16 protein-coding genes and 1 tRNA gene are annotated in these 20,993 nt (G+C 69.1%); 4 read left to right on the top strand and 13 right to left on the bottom strand.

Annotated features, from left to right (window positions below; all coding sequences use genetic code 11):
- Positions 1–18 precede the first annotated feature (18 nt).
- From BIU99_RS09915 to BIU99_RS09930, 4 genes are all read right to left on the bottom strand, one after another.
- The gene (locus BIU99_RS09915; protein ID WP_071260991.1) at positions 19–903 is read right to left on the bottom strand and encodes a glycosyltransferase family 2 protein; all 885 of its coding nucleotides are present in this window, start codon (positions 901–903) and stop codon (positions 19–21) included.
- Complete coding sequence (locus BIU99_RS09920) at positions 903–1,730, bottom strand: CDP-alcohol phosphatidyltransferase family protein (protein WP_071260993.1); 828 nt, start codon at positions 1,728–1,730, stop codon at positions 903–905. The genes BIU99_RS09915 and BIU99_RS09920 overlap by 1 nt, the downstream gene beginning before the upstream one ends.
- Positions 1,731–2,798, bottom strand: coding sequence for a glycosyltransferase family 2 protein (locus tag BIU99_RS09925; RefSeq protein ID WP_071260995.1), 1,068 nt, complete (start codon positions 2,796–2,798; stop codon positions 1,731–1,733).
- Between the two features lie 121 nt (positions 2,799–2,919).
- On the bottom strand, positions 2,920–4,581 hold the full coding sequence (locus BIU99_RS09930; RefSeq protein WP_071260997.1) for a trypsin-like peptidase domain-containing protein: 1,662 nt from the start codon (positions 4,579–4,581) through the stop codon (positions 2,920–2,922).
- A gap of 158 nt (positions 4,582–4,739) precedes the next feature.
- Between BIU99_RS09930 and BIU99_RS09935 the strand changes: the two genes are divergently transcribed.
- Positions 4,740–5,936: an aminotransferase class I/II-fold pyridoxal phosphate-dependent enzyme gene (locus BIU99_RS09935; protein WP_071260998.1), complete on the top strand. Its 1,197-nt coding sequence runs from the start codon at positions 4,740–4,742 to the stop codon at positions 5,934–5,936.
- A 62-nt stretch (positions 5,937–5,998) separates the two neighbouring features.
- Here BIU99_RS09935 and BIU99_RS09940 read toward each other — a convergent pair whose 3' ends face one another.
- From BIU99_RS09940 to BIU99_RS09955, 4 genes are all read right to left on the bottom strand, one after another.
- Positions 5,999–6,895 carry a glycine betaine ABC transporter substrate-binding protein gene (locus BIU99_RS09940; RefSeq protein WP_071261000.1) on the bottom strand — a complete coding sequence of 299 codons (897 nt, stop codon included), beginning with the start codon at positions 6,893–6,895 and terminating at the stop codon, positions 5,999–6,001.
- 72 nt (positions 6,896–6,967) lie between these two features.
- Positions 6,968–7,975 (bottom strand): proline/glycine betaine ABC transporter permease, encoded by a 1,008-nt coding sequence (locus BIU99_RS09945; RefSeq protein ID WP_254773607.1) that lies wholly within the window; start codon positions 7,973–7,975, stop codon positions 6,968–6,970.
- Complete coding sequence (locus tag BIU99_RS09950; RefSeq protein WP_083397285.1) at positions 7,972–9,333, bottom strand: glycine betaine/L-proline ABC transporter ATP-binding protein; 1,362 nt, start codon at positions 9,331–9,333, stop codon at positions 7,972–7,974. The genes BIU99_RS09945 and BIU99_RS09950 overlap by 4 nt, the downstream gene beginning before the upstream one ends.
- Positions 9,334–9,730: 397 nt before the next feature.
- Positions 9,731–10,213, bottom strand: a complete 483-nt coding sequence (locus BIU99_RS09955) for an Lrp/AsnC family transcriptional regulator (RefSeq protein WP_071261002.1) — start codon at positions 10,211–10,213, stop codon at positions 9,731–9,733.
- A gap of 169 nt (positions 10,214–10,382) precedes the next feature.
- Between BIU99_RS09955 and ald the strand changes: the two genes are divergently transcribed.
- Entirely contained in the window at positions 10,383–11,486 is a 1,104-nt protein-coding gene (gene ald / locus BIU99_RS09960) for an alanine dehydrogenase (protein WP_071261004.1), read from the top strand.
- Positions 11,487–11,568: 82 nt separating this feature from the next.
- Here the strand turns inward: ald and BIU99_RS09965 are convergent.
- From BIU99_RS09965 to BIU99_RS09975, 3 genes are all read right to left on the bottom strand, one after another.
- Positions 11,569–11,642, bottom strand: a tRNA-Met gene (locus BIU99_RS09965).
- Between the two features lie 144 nt (positions 11,643–11,786).
- Entirely contained in the window at positions 11,787–14,711 is a 2,925-nt protein-coding gene (locus tag BIU99_RS09970) for a UPF0182 family protein (RefSeq protein ID WP_254773608.1), read from the bottom strand.
- Positions 14,712–14,782: 71 nt separating this feature from the next.
- Positions 14,783–15,913 carry a PDZ domain-containing protein gene (locus BIU99_RS09975; protein ID WP_071261006.1) on the bottom strand — a complete coding sequence of 377 codons (1,131 nt, stop codon included), beginning with the start codon at positions 15,911–15,913 and terminating at the stop codon, positions 14,783–14,785.
- 165 nt (positions 15,914–16,078) lie between these two features.
- On the opposite strand from BIU99_RS09975, the gene BIU99_RS09980 reads away from it, so the two are divergent.
- Together BIU99_RS09980 and BIU99_RS09985 are read left to right on the top strand one after the other, a co-directional pair.
- On the top strand, positions 16,079–17,431 hold the full coding sequence (locus tag BIU99_RS09980) for a zinc-dependent metalloprotease (RefSeq protein ID WP_082916189.1): 1,353 nt from the start codon (positions 16,079–16,081) through the stop codon (positions 17,429–17,431).
- Between the two features lie 87 nt (positions 17,432–17,518).
- Positions 17,519–18,388, top strand: a complete 870-nt coding sequence (locus tag BIU99_RS09985; protein ID WP_071261008.1) for a TOMM precursor leader peptide-binding protein — start codon at positions 17,519–17,521, stop codon at positions 18,386–18,388.
- Here the strand turns inward: BIU99_RS09985 and BIU99_RS09990 are convergent.
- Both BIU99_RS09990 and nudC read right to left on the bottom strand, forming a co-directional pair.
- Positions 18,276–20,009, bottom strand: a complete 1,734-nt coding sequence (locus BIU99_RS09990; RefSeq protein WP_071261010.1) for an ATP-dependent helicase — start codon at positions 20,007–20,009, stop codon at positions 18,276–18,278. The genes BIU99_RS09985 and BIU99_RS09990 overlap by 113 nt on opposite strands.
- 25 nt (positions 20,010–20,034) lie before the next feature.
- Positions 20,035–20,973, bottom strand: coding sequence for an NAD(+) diphosphatase (gene nudC, locus BIU99_RS09995; protein ID WP_071261012.1), 939 nt, complete (start codon positions 20,971–20,973; stop codon positions 20,035–20,037).
- Between the last annotated feature and the right edge of the window lie 20 nt (positions 20,974–20,993).

The following is a 20,993-nucleotide window of genomic DNA, read 5'->3' on the forward strand; positions in this document are numbered from 1 at the left end:
ACGACGGGCACCCGCCCCTCAGATGACCGGAGGTCGCCCTGCGCGCGTCATCCGCCAGACCGTCCGCCAGCGCAGTGGGCGACGTTCGCCGGGGTCCGTCCGCCAGCCCTCACGCCAGCCGCCGAACCAGGGGCGGAGGGCCTCCGGCTTCCGCCACCACCGGATCACCTGGATCGCGGTCCAGGAGCCCACATACAGCGGAATGAGCGGTACGGGGAGGTTCCGCCGTGCGAGCCAGACCCGGTTCCGCGCGTTGAGCCGGTAGTAGGCGGTATGCCTCGTCGGTTCGGTCACCGGGTGGTTCGCTTCGAGGGAGGCCTCGTACCAGGCTCGCCTCCCCTGGTCCCAGACCCGCCAGGCGAGCTCGATGCCCTCATGCGCGTAGAAGAACGGGTCGGCCCACCCACCGACGGCGTCGAACACCGACCGCGGCAGCAGGACGGCCGCTTCGAGGCAGGAGAACACGGCGCTCGAATGCCTGGGGTCCTTGTCGCGGGTTCGCGGCACCCAGCGGGACGGCGTCGCTGCACCGTCCGCGTCGGCGAGCCGGGGCTGGATGAGGCCGATGGACCGGTCCGCGTCGAGCATCGCGATGGCGTCGCGGAGGAACGTGGTGGACGGGATGGTCGCGTCGTCGTCGAGGAAGAAGACGAACTCCCCCTGCACCGCCGCGACACCACGGTTGCGTCCGGCGGGGATCCCGAGGTTCTCGGACAGGGCCAGGCCTCGGGCGCCGTCCGGAAGCCCGGTCGGCTGCCAGCCGTTACCGACCACGACCACGTCGAGCTCCACCGCTTGCTGGGCGAGCACGCTCGCCACGGCTGCGGTGAGCTCGACCGGGCGGGTCCCCTGCGTCAGGACCACGACACCGACGGAGCGCGTGACCGGGATCGGGCCGGACATCACGCGTGGAGCCGCTTCGACGAGACGATCGCGACGAAATGACCGACGAGCGTCAGGAGCGCAAGCGGTACGAGGATCGCGAGCACCCAGCGCATCGCCTCGACGTCGCCGACGAACAGACCGACCACGGAAGCGGCGAAGATCACCATCGTGAGTTCGACCGAGTGGAACAGGCGGTGGAACGGCAGGAACCGCGCCACCGTCCGCGCCGTCGCAAGCGCTCCCCCACGAGGTGCCGACTCCTCCGTCGAGTAGGTGAGCTTCGGCGCCCCGAAGCCGGCGCGGGCGACCCGCACCATGTCGTTCAGCGCCTTGTTGAGCACGACGAACAGCGCGAGCGCGAATCCGAGGGTGATCCAGACCAGGTCCTCGGGCGCATCCACCGGCCACGCGGCGGCACGGACACCGAGCGCGATCGCGATGAGTGACTCGGTGGAGTAGTGGCCGACGGAGTCCAGGAACGCACCTGCCGGACTCGACGTCCGCCGCCAACGCGCGACCTCACCGTCGCAGCAGTCGACGAGCATCTGGGTCTGCCCGAGCACGAGTGCGAGGGCCGCACCGCCGAATCCGGGGATGAGCAGCGCGGCGGCCGTGGCCCAGCCGGTCAGGATCATCAGACCCGTCACGCCATTCGCGCTGATGCTCGTGCGCAGCAGCAACCAGGTGACGTACGGCGACAGGTCTCGCAGATAGAGGTCGGCGGTCCAGTGCTCGGCGTTCTTCCGCGCACGGACCTCCGGCGGTTGCGCCACGGCACGGAGTTCGGCGATCGTCCGCGGGGGCGTGAGCCTCGGCCCGGTTCCGGCCGTGCTGGGATCCGACATCTAGACCGCCTTCGGTGGATTGCGCAGCGCGGAGATGCCCTTCGCGAGCGAGCCGTAGCCGAGCACGAACCCGGTGCCCCAGCAGAAGTGGATGCACGGCAGGACGGCGAGCATCCAGAGGCTCGTGCGTATCCCGTCCCGCCCGGTGACGACGATGCTCGCGAGCAGCACGATGGCCGCATAGGCGATGGGGGCCGCGAACCCGAGGAGCAGCCACGGTGTCGCACCCGCCCCCAGCTGGACCAGGCCTCCGAGCCCGAGCAGCGTGCCGAGCACGATGCCGAGCACCAGGACCGGTGGCGCGAAGTAGCGGAGCGTGCCGCGGGTGGGGAAACTCCGGCTGAGTTCGCCGCGCCAGAGTCCGGTGGAGAAGAACTGTCGCGCCAGGGCGCGCATGCTCGCACGCGGGCGGTAGACGACGCGCAACGCGGGCGTGAACCAGACGAGGCCGCCGGCCTGCTTGATCCGGCGGTTGAGCTCCCAGTCCTGCCCGCGTTTGATGCGCTCGTCGAACATGCCCACCCGCATGAGCATCTCGCGGTCGAAGACGCCGAGGTAGACCGTGTCGGCCGGCCCCTCTCGACCGCCGACGTGGTGGGGTGTGCCACCGAGTCCGACACGCGAGCCGTACGCCCGCGCCACCGCCGTCTCGAAGCTCGTGCGCCCCTGGGCGTCCATGATGCCGCCCACGTTCTGCGCCCCCGTGCGGAGCATGGTCTCGACCGCGAGTCTCGCGTAGTCGTCGGGCAGCTCCGAGTGGGCGTCGACCCGGATGACGATCGGATGCGTCGACGCGGCGATCGCCAGGTTGAGCCCGGCCGGGGTCGACCCGACGCGGTTCTCCAGCACGTGGATGCGGGGGTCGGCCGCCTGGAGCTCTCGGACGAGCTCGGTCGTGCCGTCGATGCTCGGCCCGACGGCGATCGTGATCTCCGCGTCGCCGGCGTAGTCCTGCGCCAGGAGGCTGTCGACAGCTGCTCTGACGTGTCGGACGTCGTTCAACACCGGCATCACGTAGGAGACTCCGGGCGACGACGGTGCGTCGGCCTGGCCTGTGTCGTTCGACATGGGGGTTCACTCCGTGTTTCGTTCGATCGAGCCTAGCAGCCGGTCGTCGGGGTGGCCCGGACGCGGAGGACGCCCGCACGGAGGCCGTGCGGGCGTCCTCCGGGGCGTGATGCCCCGGGTGTCAGAGCGCGAGCTCGCCGAGCGTGACCTCGGCGGTCTGCGAGTCGTTGCCGCGGGTGAAGGTGAGCTTCGCCGTCGCCCCCGCCGCGAGCGCCCGCACCTGAGCGGTCAGGTCGTTCGCACCGGTGACCGGGACGCCGTTGAACTCGGTGACGATGTCCCCGGACTTCAGACCCGCGGCCTGCGCGGCGCCGTTGTCGGTGACCTTGTCGATGAGCGCGCCCGCGACCGTGCTCTTGGCGTCGCTCGAGGCGTCCTTCACGGTCGCGCCGAGCAGGCCGTGGGTCGCCTTACCCGTCTTGATGATCTCGTCCGAGACGCGCTTGGCGATGTTCGCCGGGATGGCGAAGCCGACACCGATGCTGCCGCTCTGCGACGACGAGTCGGTGCTTCCGGCGCTCGCGATCGCGACGTTGACCCCGATGAGCTTGCCGGTGCCGTCGACGAGCGCGCCACCCGAGTTGCCGGGGTTGATCGCCGCGTCGGTCTGGATGACCGCGATGGAGATCGAGGAGGTCGGCGCGGTCGGGGTGGTCTGCCCCGGCACGTCGAAGTTCCAGGGGCTCTGGTTGTCGCCGTTCGAGTCGCCGGACCCGCCGTCGTCGCTCGATCCGGAGTCCGGAACGGCGGAGGAGGCGACGGTGATGCTCCGGTTGAGGGCGCTGACGATGCCGTCGGTGACGGTTCCCGCCAGTCCGAGCGGCGCACCGATCGCGACGGCCGTCTCGCCGACGTTGAGCTTGTCGGAGTTCGCGAACTCCATCGGACTGAGACCCGAGGCGTCTTCGAGCTTGATGACCGCCAGGTCGTAGATCGGGTCCGTGCCGACGATCTTGGCGTTGTACAGCTTGCCGTTCGCATCGGTGACCCGGATGGTCGGGTCGGCGACCTGGCCGTCCAGTGTGACCACGTGCGTGTTCGTCAGGACGTAACCGTCCTTGCTGAGGATGATCCCCGAGCCGGTGCCGGCGCTCTGCCCGCCCTGGACCGAGAGGGTCACGACGCTCGGCCCGGCCGTCGCGGCGATGGCCGTGGTCAGGCTGACGTCGGCGTCGTCGTTGATGGTGAACGCCTTCGAGCCAGCCTCGTTGCTCGAGACACTCGACTTCGTCGCGTTCGTGACCCAGAGCGTCGCCCCGGCGCCGGACGCTCCTCCGATGAGGGCGCCGACGGCGAGCATCGCGACCATGCCCGCGAGCGGGCGGTTGGTCTTCTTCGTCCGCGCTGCCGGTGGCGTCGGGACGCCAGGGTGCTGCCCGGTCGGCTGCTGGGCGTACGGGGACGCACCGTAGGGACCGTGCTGCTGACCAGGCTGCGGCTGGGCCGTGGGCTGCTGACCGGTGGGCTGCTGGTAGGCCGCGTACGGGTTCGGCTGCTGCTGACGGGAGAAGGCTGCGGACGGGTGCTGCGGCGCCTGCTGGTACGGCGAGCCCTGCTGGGCCGCGCCGTACGGCTGCTGCGTCGGCTGACCGGCGGGCGGTGCGACCGGTGGCATCGCGGTCGGGGGCGGGAAGTACGCTCCTGAGGTCGACGGCCGTGCCTCGCCCGCGGGAGGCACGGTGCCGCCCGCCTGCTCAGCGGGTGCGGACTGCGGCGCGGTCTCACCGTTCGGGGTGGACTGGGGGTGTTCGGCGGGCTGCTGTCCGTCTGCGGTGTCGGTCATGGCGATTCTGCTCCTTCCAAGCGCAGTCAGCTTCCCGTGCTGAGCTGAGTGTTTCATTCGCGCCCGCTGTGCGCCGGCTAGGGCTTCGCCGTAAGGACCTGCGCACGGTGTCCTAGATTGGGAGCGGCCCGCGCCCGCGGCCACGGAAGGATATCGACATGGTGGTTGACGGACCCTGGCGGCGCACCGCCGAAGGCGCCGGCCTCGTCGACGAGGACGGACACGTCTCGTCGACGATCTTCGCGGAGATGAGCGCGCTCGCGCTGCAGACCGGAGCCGTCAACCTCGGCCAGGGGTTCCCCGACGAGGACGGACCCGAGGCAGTCCTCGCCGAGGCGATTGCGGCCATCGAGCGCGGTGAGAACCAGTACCCACCCGGCCCGGGCACCCTCGACCTCCGCACCGCGATCAGCGAGCACCAGCGACGGTTCTACGGTCTCCAGCCAGACCCGCAGGGAGAGGTGCTCGTCACCGCCGGAGCGACCGAGGCGCTCGCCGCGACCCTGCTCGCCCTCGTCGAGCGCGGCGACGAGGTCGTGACCTTCGAGCCGTTCTACGACGCGTACGGCGGACTCATCGCCCTCGCCGGTGGGCGGCATCGGACGGTCAAGCTGCGCGCACCCGACTTCCAGGCGGACCCGGACGAGCTCCGCGCCGCCGTCACCGACCGGACCAGGGTCATTCTGGTCAACACACCGCACAACCCGACCGGCACCGTCCTCGACCACGCGACGCTCGACCTGGTCGCCGAGTTGGCGGAGCGCCACGATGCGATCATCGTGACCGACGAGGTCTACGAGCACCTGACCTTCGACGTCCGGCACGTTCCGATCGCGACCTTGCCGGGTGCCGCCGGACGCACACTCACGATCTCATCCGGTGGCAAGACCTTCAGCACGACCGGGTGGAAGATCGGCTGGTTGACCGGACCCCGCGAACTCGTCTCGGCCGTCTCGACGGTCAAGCAGTACCTCAGTTACGTCAACGGCGCACCGTTCCAGCCGGCGATGGCGACCGGACTCCGACTGCCCGACGCCTCGTTCACGGCCATCGCCGACGGCCTGCGCGGCAAGCGGGACCTCCTGAGCGCGGGCCTCTCAGCCGCCGGTTTCGACACCTTCCGGCCGGACGGCACCTACTTCATCGTGGCCGATGCGGCACCGTTGGGCTTCGACGATGTTGCGGCGTTCTGCCGGGCGCTGCCCGCGCTCGCCGGCGTCGTGGCGGTGCCGCTGTCGGCGTTCTGCCTCGACCGGCACGACCCGGACTACGCGTCACTGGTCCGGTTCGCGTTCTGCAAACGCGTCGAGGTCCTGGAGCGGGCAGTCGAGGGTCTCGCCCGACTCCGCGGCTGAGGCTCCGACGCACGAGACGACGGGCACCGGATCGCTCCGGTGCCCGTCGTCTCATCGATCCGCTACTTGGTGAGCGAGTCCACGTACTCCTGGTTGTCGCTGATCCACTGCTTGACGACCGGCGCGTAGTCCTTCGAGTCACCCTCGTTGAACATCGCGTTCTCGAGCGAGAACAGTCGCTCCGAGTCGAAGTCGAAGTCCTTCAGCCACCCGGCGAGCGTCGGGTACTCGTCCGCGAGGTCGGCCTTGCCGAAGCTGTGGATGCCTTCGGCGTCCCCGAGCGCGCCCTTCGGGTCCTCGAGGTCCTTGATCGGGAACGCGTCGTAGGCCCAGTGCGGACGCCACAGCGTGACGGCGATGTTCTCACCGGCGTCGGTCGCGGCCTTCAGCTCCGACAGCATCGCCGGGGTGCCCGAAGTCAGGAACTCCCAGTCGTCGAGGCCGTACTCGGGGATGACCTTGTCCTGGGTCGCCTCCGTGAGTCCGGCACCGGGGTCGATGCCGACGAGGCGGCTGTCGAAGAGGTCCGCGTTGGCCGCGAGGTCCTCGAGCGAGTCGACAGGGGCGTCCTCGTTGACGGCGATCGTGAGCTTGGCGTCGGTGTTCCAGGCGCCGAGGTCGACGACGTCGTCACCGAACTTCTCGATGTAGCTCGCGTGGGTCGTCGGCAGCCAGACGTCGAGCGTCAGGTCGTAGTCACCGGTGCTGAGGCCGGAGAACACCGGGGCGGGCTCCGCCTCCTCGAGGGTGACGTCGTAGCCCTGCTCCTCGAGCACGGCTTTCCACAGCTCGGAGGCCGCGATGCCCTCGTCCCAGCCGCTGAACACGGCGATGGTCACCGCCTGCTTGTCGCCGTTCTCGAGCGTCTCATCAGCGGCGCCGGCGGAGCAGCCGGAGATGGCGAGCGTCGCCGCCGCCCCCGCTGCGATGGTGGTTGCGATCTTGGTGCGGTACTGCATGTTCGATGATTCCTTTCGTCCCGCGTGACGCGGGGATCGGTGTCGTCGGATGGAAAGCTGTGTGCCGGTGGGTCACCGCACGGCGGTCGGCGACTCGGCGGGGGTGCGCTGCTCCTCGCCTGAGGCGGTGCTGTCGGTCGTCGTGGTGCTTGCGGCCGGTGCCGGGCGGATCCCGGCGGGCGAGGCCGGGGCAGCCTTCGTACGCTTGCCGCGCTGCTTGCGACCGCCGCCGAGGGAGGCGGTGAGACGGTCCAGGAAGATCGCCAGGATGACGACCGACAAGCCCGCTTCGGAACCGAGCTGGATGTCGATCCGGGAGAGGCTCTTGACGACGTCGCCTCCCAGGCCGCCGGCGCCGACCATTCCGGCGATGACGACCATCGAGAGCGAGAGCATGATGACCTGGTTGACTCCGGCCATGATGTTCGGCATCGCGAGCGGCAGCTGGATCTGGCGCAGGATCCGCCAGGAGGAAGCACCGAACGCGTTGCCGGCCTCGACGACCTCGCGGTCGACGTTGCGGATCCCGAGTTCCGTGAGACGGACTGCCGGGGCCAGCGCGAAGACGATCGTCGCGACGATGCCCGGGACGACGCCGATGCGGAACAGGATGAGCGCGGGGATGAGGTACACGAACGCAGGAGTCGTCTGCATGAAGTCGAGCAACGGGCGGATGATCGACGATGCGACCTTCGAGCGAGCCGCCAGGATGCCGAGTGGGATCCCGATCACGATGGCGATGAGACCGGCCACGAGCACGAGCGAGAGCGAGTCCATCGCGTTGTCCCACTGCTCGACGCCGACGATGATCAGCAGCCCGACCGCGGAGCCGACGGCGAACACCGGGCCCCGTGCGACGAAGGCCAGCAGCGCGGCGACGATGATGATCACCCAGAACGGCGGACCGCTGAGCACGAGGTCGACGCCGTCGTACAGCCCCTGGAAGACGCTCCGGATGACGTCGAAGACGGGCTGGAAGACGTCGGTGATGAAGTCGACGAAGGCTTCGACCCACGCACCGATCTCTGGGCGGGTCATGGCGTCCAGGAACCCGGACGACTGGAGACGGATGCCGTTCATCGGACACTCCCTTCCGGCAGGCTCGCTGCCGGTTCGGCGGCGCTGGTCTCGATCGACGAGGTCACGTCGTCGGGGTGCTGCGGGTCCTCCGCGGTCGACCGGAGGGTCGCCGTGATGAGCTCGACGGGCACCGTCGCCGGCGGCCCGACGAGGCTGATCTCGTCCGTGTTGGTCGGGACGTTGCCGACGGCGGCGAGCAGGGTCACCCGCGGGACGACGCCGAGCAGGCGCGTCCGCTCGTCCACGACGGCGACGGGCAGGGCACTCTCGACGGCGGACTCGAAGAGGTCGACGAGTGCCGCCTCCGGCGAGACCGTGGCGAGGTCGGCGGTGATGACGCTCCCGAGCTGGTGGTCGCCCGCCCGGACGAGACGCAGCACGTCCTTGTCGCGGACGACGCCGAGGAGCTGCCGGCCCGGACCGACCACGAAGGCGGTCGAGGTCTGCAGGTCGCGCATGATGCGCAGGGCAGCCCGGGGTCCGGCGGACGCGGAGACGACGGAGCGCGCGGGTTCCATCACGCCACCGGCGGTCAGGACGCGGGCGCGGTCGACGTCCTGGACGAACTGGGCGACGTAGTCGTTCGCCGGGTCGGTCAGGATGTCGTTCGGGGTGCCGACCTGGACGATCCGGCCGTCACGCATGACGGCGATCCGGTCGCCGAGGAACATCGCCTCGTTGAGGTCGTGGGTGATGAACACGATGGTCTTGCCGAGCTCGGCCTGCAGCTCGACGAGCTGCTCCTGCATCTCGCGGCGGATGAGGGGATCGAGCGCGGAGAACGCCTCGTCCATGAGGAGGATGTCGGTGTCCGAGGCGAGTGCGCGGGCGAGGCCGACGCGCTGCTGCATCCCGCCGGAGAGCTGGCCCGGGAGCTTGTCCTCCCAGCCTGCGAGCCCGACGCGCTCGACGACGGACTGGGCCCGCTCGCGTCGTTCAGCGGCCGGCACACCCTTCACCTCGAGTCCATAGGCGGCGTTCTCGAGCACTGTGCGGTGCGGCAGCAGGGCGAAGTGCTGGAAGACCATCGAGATGTCGTCCTGTCGGACCGCACGCAGCTGCTTCGAGGACACCCCCGAGATCGGCTTCCCGGCGATGGTCACGGTGCCCGCCGTCGGCTCGAGCAGGCCGTTGAGCATCCGGATCAGCGTCGACTTGCCCGAGCCGGAGAGGCCCATCACGACGAAGATCTCGCCCCGCTTCACCTCGAACGAGGCGTCGATGACGGCTGCGGTGGTCCCGCCGGAGGCGAGTTCGTCACGCGAGGCACCGGCCTGCAGGCGTTTCACGGCCTCCTTCGGCTTCCTGCCGAAGACCTTGTACAGTCCCGTCGCGGAGACGGCAATCGTTTCGGTCATGTGTTCTCCTGGAAGCGCACGCGGAACCGCGGTGCGCTCTTCCTGTCGATCGTCAGGCCGGGTCGAACGGCTCTCGATCCGCCCCATCGGCGCACTGATGGACAGCGCGCGGGCTCGGATCACGTGGGGCGACAACGGCTACCGCGTGGCGTTCGACCGTACGTCCAGCACGCCGTCACGGGGCGACAGGGGGCGGGACGCGGTTACGTGGGTCAGCCCTTGCGGGCCGTCGACAACGCTAACGAAACTCACAGCTGCTGGCTAATCGACGATCCCCCAAAAGGCGGACATCACGCACGGCCTCCGTGGCAAAACCGAACATGGTCAGGGTTTTCCGCCTGACTCCTTCGTTATGCGTTCGTGATCTTCGCCCGGCCGGCAGCAGCGCGGATCGCTCTCACTTCCCCACCGCGACACCGATGAATGAATGATCGAACACCAGACTCGTGCGCGTTGAGGCGACCGTCGGATCCGCCGACAGGTGCTCGACGACGAAGTCGCGGATGTGAGCGCTGTCCCGCGCCGCGAGATGGATGACGAAGTCCTCGGAGCCGCCGAGGAAGAACACCTGCACGACCTCCGGGAGCTGTCGGATGCCGGCGCTGAACTCGGCGATACGGGCTCGAGCTCCTGCCCTGATGTTGACGCTGATGAGCGCCTCGAGACCGAGCCCGACCGCGACCGGATCGATACGCGCCGAGAACCCCGTGATCACGCCGCGATCGACGAGCGACCGCACCCGGGCGACGCACGTCGAGGGCGCGATGCCGACGAGCTCCGCCATGCGGGCGTTCGTCATGCGCGCGTTCTCCTGGAGGAGCCGCAGGAGTGCGTGATCGACGTCGTCGAGGTCCGCACTGCTGTGCAGATTGTTCGTCATGCTGCGTCTGCTCCCGATCTTGTCCGAATCATCGGTGATTTTTAGGGAAGATTCCGTGAAAGCTGCGGTGTTCATGAGCCTGAAACGCAGCAACCTCAGAATAGTCGCACACCGTCCACCGACGAGCGGGAGAGCCGAGCCTTGGCCCAGCCTGCGAGAGGAACCAGCCATGCGAATCGGCATCCCCACGGAGATCAAGAACAACGAGAACCGGGTGGCGGCGACGCCCGGCGGCGTCCACGAACTCGTCCGACACGGCCATGAGGTCGTCGTTCAGGCGGGCGCCGGCCTCGGGTCCGGCAATCCCGACGAGGCGTATCGCGCCGCCGGCGCGACCATCGCCGCCGATGCGGCCTCCGTATGGGCGGCGGGCGACCTCCTGCTCAAGGTGAAGGAGCCCGTCGCCGCCGAGTACGGCTTCCTGCGGGCCGACCAGACGCTCTTCACCTACCTGCACCTCGCAGCGGACCGACCCCTCACCGACGCCCTGCTCGCCTCTGGGACCACCGCGATCGCCTATGAGACCGTCCAACTCCCCAATCGCTCCCTGCCGCTCCTGCAGCCGATGAGCGAGGTCGCGGGACGACTGTCGACGCAGGTCGGCGCGTACCACCTCATGCGAGCCACCGGCGGACGCGGAATCCTCCTGGGCGGCGTGCCCGGAACCCCCAAGGCGAAGGTCGTCGTCATCGGCGGCGGGGTCGCGGGCGAGCACGCCGCGGCCAACGCGCTCGGCATGCAGGCGGACGTCACGATCATCGACATCTCCATCCCTCGCCTGCGCGAGCTGGAGAACCGTTTCAGCGGGCAGATCCAGACCAGACCGTCATCGGCGTACGAGATCGCGGAGCAGCTCCGCGACGCCGACCTCGTCATCGGCTCGGTCCTCATCCCCGGGACTCAGGCCCCGAAGCTCGTGACCGACGCCATGGTGGCGGACATGAAGCCCGGCTCGGTGCTCGTCGACATCGCGATCGACCAGGGCGGCTGCTTCGAGGGCTCCCGGCCGACGACGCACGACGACCCGACGTTCCGGGTCCACGACAGCCTGTACTACTGCGTGGCCAACATGCCCGGCGCCGTCCCGGAGACCTCGACACGAGCGCTGACCAACGCCACCCTCCGGTACGCACTCGCCATCGCCGACCAGGGCACGGGAGAAGCGGTGGCCGCCGACGCAGCGCTCCGCGCGGGCGTCAACGTCCACGCGGGTGCGGTCACCAACGCCGGCGTGGCAGCAGCGTTCGGCCTCCCCGTCGCGACGATGGACTGACCCACCGCTCGCCGGCTGCGGGCGACTATCTCCGCAAACGACGAAATCCCGGTCTCGAGGAGACCGGGATTTCATCTTTCTGTTGCAGGGGCAGGATTTGAACCTACGACCTCTGGGTTATGAGCCCAGCGAGCTACCGAACTGCTCCACCCTGCGGCACAAGAGATAAACCTAGCATGCATTCTGGGGCCGTGCAAATCGCGTACGGCCAAGGACCCCGTCGCCGGCAGAATCCCTCCCCCTGGAACGCCGAACGGCGTCGCCCGTCAGGGCGACGCCGTTCAGATCGTGGGCTCGGAATCAGCCGTTCAGCAGCGCGAGAGCCTGCGCGAGAGCGTCCGACACCTTCTTGTCCGCCACCCCGTAAGCAGCCCAGTCGCCGCTCGCCATCGCGGCGTCCTTCTCGACCATCGCAGCCTTCGCCTGGTCGAGGAGCGTCTTGATCTGAGCGTCGACCGTCGGGTCGCCCGTGCTCGGGGTCGTTCCACCGTCGGTGCCGCCTCCGGTGTCCGTGCCGTCCGTCGGGGGTGTGGTGCTGTCTCCCGGCACGTTCGTGTCACCGGCGTCGGCACCCGAGTCTCCACCGAACAGGACGTCGAGCGCTTCGTCGAGGGTGTCCTCGAACGCGATCTTGTCGCCGAAGGCCACGAGCACCTTCTGCAACAGCGGGAAGCTCGTGTCGCCCGTGGACTTCACGTACACCGGTTGGACGTACAGCAGCCCACCTCCGACGGGCACCGTCAGCAGGTTGCCGTTCAGCACCTCGGTCTGACCCTGCTTCAGGATGTTGATCTGGCTCGACACGCTCGGGTCGGAGTCGAAGGTGTTCTGCACCTGACCAGGGCCCGGCACGGTGTCGTCCTTCGGGAGGGTCAGCAGTCGGATCTTGCCGTAGTCGGAACTCCGCTTACCGTCCTCGGCGCCGGCGTTCGCGTCGACCGCGAGGTAGCCGGTGAGCACGTTCCGCGACTGTTCACCGCCCTGACGAGGGATGAACGTCGAGTACAGCGAGAAGGAGGGAGACTCCTGGCCAGGCAACTGCATCGTCAGGTAGTAGGGCGGCTGATAGGTCTTGTTCGTGTCGGTCGACTGCGGATCGTTGGGGGTGACCCAGGCGTCCTCACTCGAGTAGAACGAACCGGCGTTGGTGACGTGGTACTGACCGAGCACCGAGCGCTGGACCTTGAAGAGGTCGGCCGGGTACCGCACGTGGCTCATCAGCTCGCCGGACATGTCCGACATCGGCTTGACCGTCGACGGGAACACCTTCTGCCAGGTCTTGAGGATCGGGTCCTGGTCGTCCCAGCTGTAGAGCGTGACCTTGCCGTCGTACGCGTTGACGGTCGCCTTCACCGAGTTCCGGATGTAGTTGACGTCGTCGAGTGCGTAGTTCTGCGCCGGCGTGACCGAGTCGGAGATGGTGTCCGACAGGCTCACGGTCTTCGAGTACGGGTAGCTGGCGCTCGTCGTGTATCCGTCGACGATCCAGACGATCTGACCGTCCACCACCGACGGGTAGGGGTCGGAGTCGAGCGTCAGGTAGGGAGCGACCTTCTGGACCCGGGTGAGCGGGTCGCGGTCGTAGAGGATCTGCGACTTGCTGTTCACGGAGTCCGACAGGAAGATCTGCTCGGACTGGAACTTCAGGGCGTAGACGAGCTTCTTGAAGACGTTGTCGAGCTTGGGCCCGCCGTCGCCGTCGAAGGTGGTGTAGGTCTGCGACTCGCCCTGGGTGCCCGACGGATAGTCGAGTTCCACCGGGTCGGAGCCCTTGGGGGCACCGACGATGGAGTAGTCGGGCGACTGCTCGCCGAAGTACACGCGCGGCTCGAAATCGCCGAGCGAGCCGGTGGTGGGGATGCCGGACTCGAGGAAGACCGGCTCGCCGGAGGCCGAGCGCTGGTTGCCGTAGGCGGCGACCAGCCCGTACCCGTGGGTGTACACCACCGTGTTGTTGATCCACGACTGCGAGTTGTCGAGACCGGCGACGTTGAGTTCGCGGACCGCGACGACGGCGTCCTGCGTCTTGCCGTCGATGTTGTAGCGGTCGACGTCGAGCTGCTTGTCGAAGGAGTAGAACTGCTTGAACTGCTCCAGCTGGGCCACGGAGGCGCTCACGAGCGACGGGTCGATGATCCGGATGTTCGCCGTGGTCTCGGCGTCCTGACGGAGCGCACCGGGGGTCGCGTCGGTGGTCGCCGCATACTCCTCCTCCTCGACACCGGCGATCCCGTAGGCGTCGCGCGTCATGTCGATGTTCCGCTTGATGTACGGCGTCTCGAGGCTCTTGGCGTTCGGCTCCACCTGGAAGCGCTGGACGATCCACGGGTAGAGGCTGCCGACGATGAGCGACGCGACGATGAGCAGCGCGGTGCCGACGAGCGGCAGACGCCAGCGGCCGGTGAACGCGGTGACGACGAACAGGACGGCGACCATGAGCGCGATCCCGGCGAGGATCACCCGACCGGGGATGGTCGCGGCGACATCGGTGTACGAGGCTCCGGTGATGAGCGTGCCGGTGTCGTTCAGGGTCGTGTACTGGTCGAGCCAGAGGCTGACGGCCTGCAGGATGAGGTACAGCGCGGCGAGCACCGAGATCTGTACGCGGGCCGCCATCGAGATCCAGACCTCGCGGCTGACCACCCGGATGCCTCCGTAGAGGTAGGTGACGACGGCGGTGGCGATCAGGGCGATCAGGACGACCGCCGAGGAGAAGGCGACCACGGCCTGGAAGAACGGCAGGTCGAAGAGATAGAACGAGACGTCGAGGTTGAACTGCGGGTCCTTGGTGCCTGCGGGCGTGCCGTTCATCCAGAGCAGGACCAGCTGCCAGCGCGAAGCGGCGGCGACACCCCCGAAGAGGCCGAACAGCGCGGGGATACCGTAGGTCGCGAGTCGGCGCAGCGGCTCCACGACCTGCTGGTAGCGGTCGACCTGGGAGCTGAGCTTCGCGTACACCGGGCGTGTCCGGTAGGCGATCTCGATCGCGAGCCACACGGGCAGGGCCATACCCACGAACCCGACGAGGAACATGGCGATCGCCGCGATCCACTGCGTGGTCAGGACCTCGGTGAAGCCGAGCTGTTGGAACCACAGCAGGTCGGCGTAGAACCCCGAGAACACGAAGAACCCGATCAGGAGCGCGGCGATGATCGCCACCGTGATCGCGATCGGGGCGCGTCGGCGCTGAGTGGACAGGGGCTTCTCTGCTGCTGCGGATGTCACGTGTGGCCTCTTCAGATAGGGGTCGTCCCACCCATCCTAAAGCGGCCGGGCTGGGAGAGCGCCCGAAGCGTTCAACCGGCCGAGCAGGTGGGCAGCTTGCTCGTGTCGGCTCCGTCGGCGATGGCCTTGAGCGCTGCGAGCGAATCGTCGAGGGTCTTCACGGCGAAGACCGTCAACCCGTCGGGAAGGTGTCCGACGACCTCGTCGCAGTTGCTCTCCGGCGCGAGGAACCACTCGGCCCCGGCGTCCTTCGCGCCGAACAGCTTCTGCCGGATGCCGCCGATCGCGCCGACGTTGCCGTCGGCGTCGATCGTCCCGGTCCCGGCGACGTCCTTGCCTCCGTTCAGCTCACCCGGAGTGAGCAGGTCGATCATGCCGAGCGCGAACATCATCCCGGCGCTCGGGCCGCCGACGTTGTCGAGCTGGATGGTGATGTCGACGGGGAGGTCGTAGGTGGTCTTGGTACCGATGCCGATCACGGTCGAGGTCGTCCCGTCGGACGCGGTCGCGGTCGTCGGCGTGATCTCGACGGAGCTCGCCGCTCCCCCGCGCACGATGTCGAGCGTGACCGGCTTGTCCGTGCCGTTGGCGTTGATCGCGTCCCGCAGGCCGGCCAGGCCGGTCACCGGCGTACCGCCGACCGCGACGATCTCGTCGTCGAGCTGCAGCACACCCTGCGCGGGGGCGCCCTCCGCGATCTGTGCCACCACGATGTGCTCGGGGACCTCGTATCCGAGCTCGCGCAACGCCGCCGCGACCGAGTCCTGCTGCGAATCGACCATGAGGGTCGCGTTCTGCTCGTCGCGCTGCTCGGTCGTGACGCCGGGCGGGAAGTAGAGGTCCATCGGCACGACGGCGCGGCTCGGGTCGAACCAGGCCGAGACGATGTCGAGCCAGCCCGGGCTCCGTTGCGGATTCCCGACCAGCTGGACCGTCAGCATGTCGAGCGTGCCGCCGGTGTCGTAGGTCTGCTCGTCGTGGACCTCGATGAGCGGGACGTCGCCGTCGTCGCCCTCGGTCGTACCCAGCACGTTGAACACGGGACCCGGCTGTTCGATGACGTACGGCGCGGGTACCGCCGACAGCACTCCGAGGAGGACGAGCGAGAGGCTGAGCACGATCCACCCGAACCGGGCGCGACGATTGCGACCCTGACCGGTCGGCGCCGAAGCGGTGGGAGCCTCATCGGCGAAGAGCGACATGCAAGCCTTCCGGAGTGTTCGCGGTGGGCGGAAACCCGACCAACCATACCCCGGCGATTCTTCAGCGAGGTGCGACTAGCGTAGAAGGCCCAGCACCGAGCTATCTGAGAGGCGGCTGACGTGCCAGAGGATTCCGACAAGAGTCCGGAGGACGAGTTCCGCGACATGCTCCGCGAGCTCCTCTCCGGCAACGGTTCGTTCGACCCGAGCCAGCTCGCCGGCGCCGCCGGCCTCCCCAGCGATCCGGCCAGTCTCGCTGCGCTCATGTCGCAGCTCCAGGGCGCACTCCGCTCCGGCGGGGACGGCATCAACTGGGACACCTCGCTCCAGCAGGCGAAGACCATCGCCGGGGACGGCTCCCAGGACACGACGCCCGAGCAGCGTGCGGCGTTCGAGCAGGCGTTCCACATCGCCTCCCTGTGGCTCGCCGACGTCACCGACGTGGCCGAGCTGTCGAGCGAACCGGCCCTGTACACGAGGACCCGCTGGGCCACGAAGACCATGCCGTTCTGGACGCAGCTCGCCGAGCCGGTGGCCACGAACATCGCGAACGCCCTGACCGGCGTGCTCACGGAACGCGCGCCCGAGGAGCTGTCGAGCATGATCGCGAACGCCGGACAGCTCGTCCGCGGCATCGGCGGCACGCTCTTCGCGATGCAGCTCGGACAGGTCGTCGGTCAGCTCTCCAAGGAGGTCGTCTCCGGCGGCGACATCGGCATCCCACTGCTCGACGACAACGAGGCAGCCCTGGTGCCCCAGAACGTCGCCGACTTCGGCGAGGGTCTCGACATCCCGGCGGATCAGGTCCAGATCTACCTCGCGGTCCGTGAACTCGCGCACGCACGACTCTTCCGCCACGCCCGCTGGCTCCGCCTGCACCTCATCTCCTCGATCACCGACTTCGCGCGCGGCATCCGGATCGACACCGAGCGACTCGAGGAACTCGCCGAGAGCTTCGACCCGTCGAACCCCGAGGAACTCCGCGAGGCCATGACGAGCGGAGCGCTCATCCCCGCCCGAACCGAAGCGCAGGACGCGAGCCTCGCTCGACTCGAGACGACGCTCGCCCTCATCGAGGGCTGGGTCGACGTGGTCACCGCGGCAGCCACCGAGCGTCTCCCCCGCTCCGCGGCCATCGCGGAGACCGTCCGCCGACGCCGCGCCGCCGGTGGGCCGGCCGAACAGGCCCTGGGTGCACTCGTGGGACTCGAACTGCGCCCCCGTCGGCTGCGTGAGGCTGCGCAGATGTGGCAGCAGGTCACCGACGCCGTCGGTACCGCACAGCGCGACGCCCTGTGGTCGCACCCCGACCTCGTGCCCACCGCAGCCGACATCGACGCCCCGGAGGCCCTCATCGCGCGCCTCGAAGCCGAGGCCAGGGGTGAGCGTCCGGAGCAGGACGAGATGGATCTCGCGCTCGAAGACCTCCTCCGTGGCGAGGAACGCGGCGACCAGCACGACGACGAGCCCGGTTCGGAGCCCTCCGGCCCGAACGGTGCCGGCGGCCCCCCGGTCTGACCCACGGCGACGCTCCACAGCTCGTCCTACCGGGCGGGCTGTGGACAGTGCCGACGCGACCGGTCGTCGACCCGCCATCATCGATGGATGACGACGCGCCTCGATCCCAGGAGACCACTGCTCTGGCGGACCCCGCACAGCCTGCAGGTGGGCGTCGATGAAGCGGTCGTGCTCGAGAGCGTCCGGACCGAGACCGAGCAGGTCGTCGCGGCACTGCGTGCCGGCTTCCCTGACCTGGTCGAACGACGACTGCCGGACGCGTTCGACATCCCGGCCCAGGAGTTCGATCGCGTCCTCTCGACACTCGACCCGGTGATCGAGCACCGCGGCCCCACCTCCGGAACCGCCATGACGCACCGGGTCGTCGTGGACGGCGCGAGCCCGGCGGCCGAGCTCGTCCGACGCCTCCTCTCCGAGCAGGAGGCGGTCGGACTCCTGCCGCCGGAGTCCGGGTCGACGGAACCCAGGCCGCAGCCCGACCACGTCGACGTCGCCGTCCTCTTCGCCGACTTCGTCATCCCGCCGAGTCGGTACACGCGCTGGCTGCGCGACGACGTCCCGCACCTGCCGGTCGTCTTCAGTGATCGTGTCGTCAGGATCGGGCCGTTCGTGACACCCGGTTCAGGGCCGTGCCTGCACTGCGTGGAGCTGCACCGCACCGACGACGATCCGACCTGGCCGGCCGTCGCATCCCAGCTCCTCGGCCGCCGTTCGCCGCTCGACACCCAGCTCCTCGGCGCGGAGGTCGCGACCCGCGTGACCCGCCTGGTGATCCGCCATCTCGACGCGTCCCAGCCCATCCTCGCGAGCACCCAGCTGGTGGTCGACGCCGCGACCGGTGGGGTCAGGCGCCGCGTCGTCCGGGAGCACTCGAGGTGCGCATGCCGAGCTCTGCCAGGAATCGCGACGGCTCGCGTCGACCACCGCGTTGCTGCATCTCGGACCAGGACAGGTTGAGCAGCCGCTTGGCGCGCGTGATACCGACGTAGAGGAGCCTCCGTTCCTCGTCCGCCTGCTCGAACTGCTTCGCGTAGGAGATCGGCAGATAGCCCTCGGAGAGCCCGATGAGGTGCACGGCCTCCCACTCGAGGCCCTTCGCCGAGTGCAGTGTCGCCAGCGTGACCGCCTCGACCGTCGGTTCGTGCTGGGCGGCCTGCCGCAGTTGCAGCTCATCCGTGAAGGCGCGGAACGAGGTGCCTTCCGGCGCCTGGTCGACGAGCCCCATGATCGCGTTGAGCGACTCCCAGCGGTCGCGCACCGCACCGCCGCCGTCGGGCGGGTCCTGGCTCCAGCCGAGCGACCGGAGCACGTCGCTCACGGACTTGAACAGGGGCTCGCCGCTGATCGAGACGGAGGCCGCGCGGAGCTGGAGCAGGGCCTGCCGCACCTCGGGCAGCTCGAAGAAGCGCTTGGAGCCGTGCATGACGTAGGGGATGCCGGCTTCGCCGAGGGCCGTCTCCAACGCCGCCGCCTGGACGTTGATCCGGTAGAGCACGGCGATCTCCGAGGCCGGGACGCCCGCCTGCAGCTGCACGAGGATCTCCGAGGCCACGCCTCTCGCCTCGGACAGCTCGTTCGGGTACTGCCGCAGTCCGACCGCCGGCGTCTCGGGCCGTGCGGTCTGGGTGCCCTCGTCGTCGCGTGCGGTGGCAGCTGAGAGGTGCAGTGCCCCAGGACGACCCCGCATGAGCGTGTTCGCCGCGGCCACGACGGGCGGGGCGGATCGGTAGTTGCGCTCGAGCCGGACGACCGTGGCGTCGTGATACCTGGTCGGGAAGTCGAGCAGGTAGTCGGACCGCGCACCGGCGAAGGAGTAGATGGTCTGGCTCGCGTCGCCGACGACGCACACGTCCCGTCGACCGCCCAACCAGAGCTCGAGGAGACGGTGCTGCAGCGGCGAGACGTCCTGGTACTCGTCCACGACGAAGAACCGGTACTGCTCGTGCACCTGCATGGCGACGGCGGGCTCGGTCTCGATCATGCCGGCGCAGGCGAGCAGGACGTCCTCGAAGTCGATGCGCCGACGCTCGTCCTTCAACTGCTCGTAGGTCTCCTGGAGCGAGACGAGCTGCTCGAGGGACAGCTTGGCCGGCAGCGGCCGGTTCGACGCCGCGTACTGCTCGAGGGTCAGGCCGGACACCTTGCGCCATTCGATCTCGCCCGCCACGTCGCGCAGGGTCGCCGTGTCGACCCGCAACCGGAGTCGCTCCGCCGCGTGCCCGAGGACCCTGCCCTTGCTCTCGACGAGCGCGGGAACCTGTCCGCCGACGACCTGGGGCCAGAAGAAGTTCAGCTGCGAGAGCGCGGAGGCGTGGAAGGTCCGGGCCGAGACCCCCTCGGCGCCGAGGGCCCGGAGCCGGCCACGCAGTTCCGCAGCCGCGCGACTGGTGAAGGTGAGCGCCATGACGCGCGACGCCGTGTACGTCCCGGTCGCGACGCCGTAGGCGATGCGATGGGTGATCGCCCGGGTCTTGCCGGTGCCTGCGCCGGCGAGCATGCACACGGGGCCCCGGAGCGCCTCCGCCGCGACGGCCTGGTCGGGGTCGAGTCCGGCCAGCAGTTCGGCCGGGCTGCTCATCGTCGACCCTCGGAGGTACCGCGCCTCATCGAGACCAGGATCCGCGGAGCCATTCGTCGATCACGGCTCGTGCGATCGACGACGGTCCGGGGAGGATGACGTCGGTGGCCGGGTCCTCGAGTTCCTCCCGCGTGAACCACCGCAGGTCGAGGATCTCCTGGCCGTCCGGGACGAGTTCCTCCGGATCCTGATCCGCCGCGAGCGGGGCGACGAAGCCGAGCATGAGCGAACGCGGGAACGGCCACGGCTGCGAACCGAGGTAGACGGGCGTGCCGAGACGCATCCCCGACTCCTCGAAGATCTCGCGGGCGACGGCCTGCTCGAGGGACTCGCCGGCATCGACGTACCCGGCCAGCAGCGAATACCGGTTGTGCTCCCACATCGCGTTCGACCCGAGCAGGATCCGTCCCTGAGGATCGACGACGGCGACGATGACCGCGGGGTCCATGCGCGGGAAGAGCTCGTTGCCGTCGACCGGGCAGTGCCGCGCCCAGCCGGCGTTGCGGACCGTGGTCGGCGAGCCGCAGTGCGCACAGAACGGCTCGGCACGATGCCAACCGGCGATGGCGAGCGACGTCGCCAGGATCCCGACATCGCGGTCCGACAGGCGATGTCCGCTCCGACGGAGGTCGAACCAGCGGTCCTCATCCTCGGTGATCGCGTCGGCGTCGGCGTCGGCGAGGACCCAGAGCAGGATGTCCGTGCCCGGTGGCGTCCCCGGGCTGTCCTCGACGGTGCTTCCGAGGTAGACCATGAGCTCCGGCTCGGGCAGATCCGAGGGAACCAGGAGGTCGAGCGCGTCGCCGGTCACGAGTGCGCGCCGACCGCGGAGGACGACGGCTCGGGCGTTCGGGTCGACCCGCAGCCCGTCGAGCACGTCCGGTCGGGAACGAAGCTCGCCGTGACGGTCGAGTCCGCCCCTCGCGAGCGGTAGACCGGCGAGTGCGCGAACCTGAATCGTCATGGACAACCTCTCTGAGGGCG

Origin of the sequence: Plantibacter sp. MMLR14_011 (assembly GCF_001865025.1) — a bacterium.
GTDB lineage: Bacteria > Actinomycetota > Actinomycetes > Actinomycetales > Microbacteriaceae > Plantibacter > Plantibacter flavus_A.

Bases quoted from the DNA above. Each gene is read 5' to 3' on its own strand.
- BIU99_RS09945 (WP_254773607.1), bottom strand. From the start codon at position 7,975: ATGAACGGCATCCGTCTCCAGTCGTCCGGGTTCCTGGACGCCATGACC.
- BIU99_RS09955 (WP_071261002.1), bottom strand. From the start codon at position 10,213: ATGACGAACAATCTGCACAGCAGTGCGGACCTCGACGACGTCGATCAC.
- BIU99_RS09925 (WP_071260995.1), bottom strand. From the start codon at position 2,798: ATGTCGAACGACACAGGCCAGGCCGACGCACCGTCGTCGCCCGGAGTC.
- ald (WP_071261004.1), top strand. From the start codon at position 10,383: ATGCGAATCGGCATCCCCACGGAGATCAAGAACAACGAGAACCGGGTG.
- BIU99_RS09920 (WP_071260993.1), bottom strand. From the start codon at position 1,730: ATGTCGGATCCCAGCACGGCCGGAACCGGGCCGAGGCTCACGCCCCCG.
- BIU99_RS09915 (WP_071260991.1), bottom strand. From the start codon at position 903: ATGTCCGGCCCGATCCCGGTCACGCGCTCCGTCGGTGTCGTGGTCCTG.
- BIU99_RS09950 (WP_083397285.1), bottom strand. From the start codon at position 9,333: ATGACCGAAACGATTGCCGTCTCCGCGACGGGACTGTACAAGGTCTTC.
- BIU99_RS09940 (WP_071261000.1), bottom strand. From the start codon at position 6,895: ATGCAGTACCGCACCAAGATCGCAACCACCATCGCAGCGGGGGCGGCG.
- BIU99_RS09990 (WP_071261010.1), bottom strand. From the start codon at position 20,009: ATGAGCAGCCCGGCCGAACTGCTGGCCGGACTCGACCCCGACCAGGCC.
- nudC (WP_071261012.1), bottom strand. From the start codon at position 20,973: ATGACGATTCAGGTTCGCGCACTCGCCGGTCTACCGCTCGCGAGGGGC.
- BIU99_RS09985 (WP_071261008.1), top strand. From the start codon at position 17,519: ATGACGACGCGCCTCGATCCCAGGAGACCACTGCTCTGGCGGACCCCG.
- BIU99_RS09930 (WP_071260997.1), bottom strand. From the start codon at position 4,581: ATGACCGACACCGCAGACGGACAGCAGCCCGCCGAACACCCCCAGTCC.
- BIU99_RS09935 (WP_071260998.1), top strand. From the start codon at position 4,740: ATGGTGGTTGACGGACCCTGGCGGCGCACCGCCGAAGGCGCCGGCCTC.
- BIU99_RS09975 (WP_071261006.1), bottom strand. From the start codon at position 15,913: ATGTCGCTCTTCGCCGATGAGGCTCCCACCGCTTCGGCGCCGACCGGT.
- BIU99_RS09980 (WP_082916189.1), top strand. From the start codon at position 16,079: ATGCTCCGCGAGCTCCTCTCCGGCAACGGTTCGTTCGACCCGAGCCAG.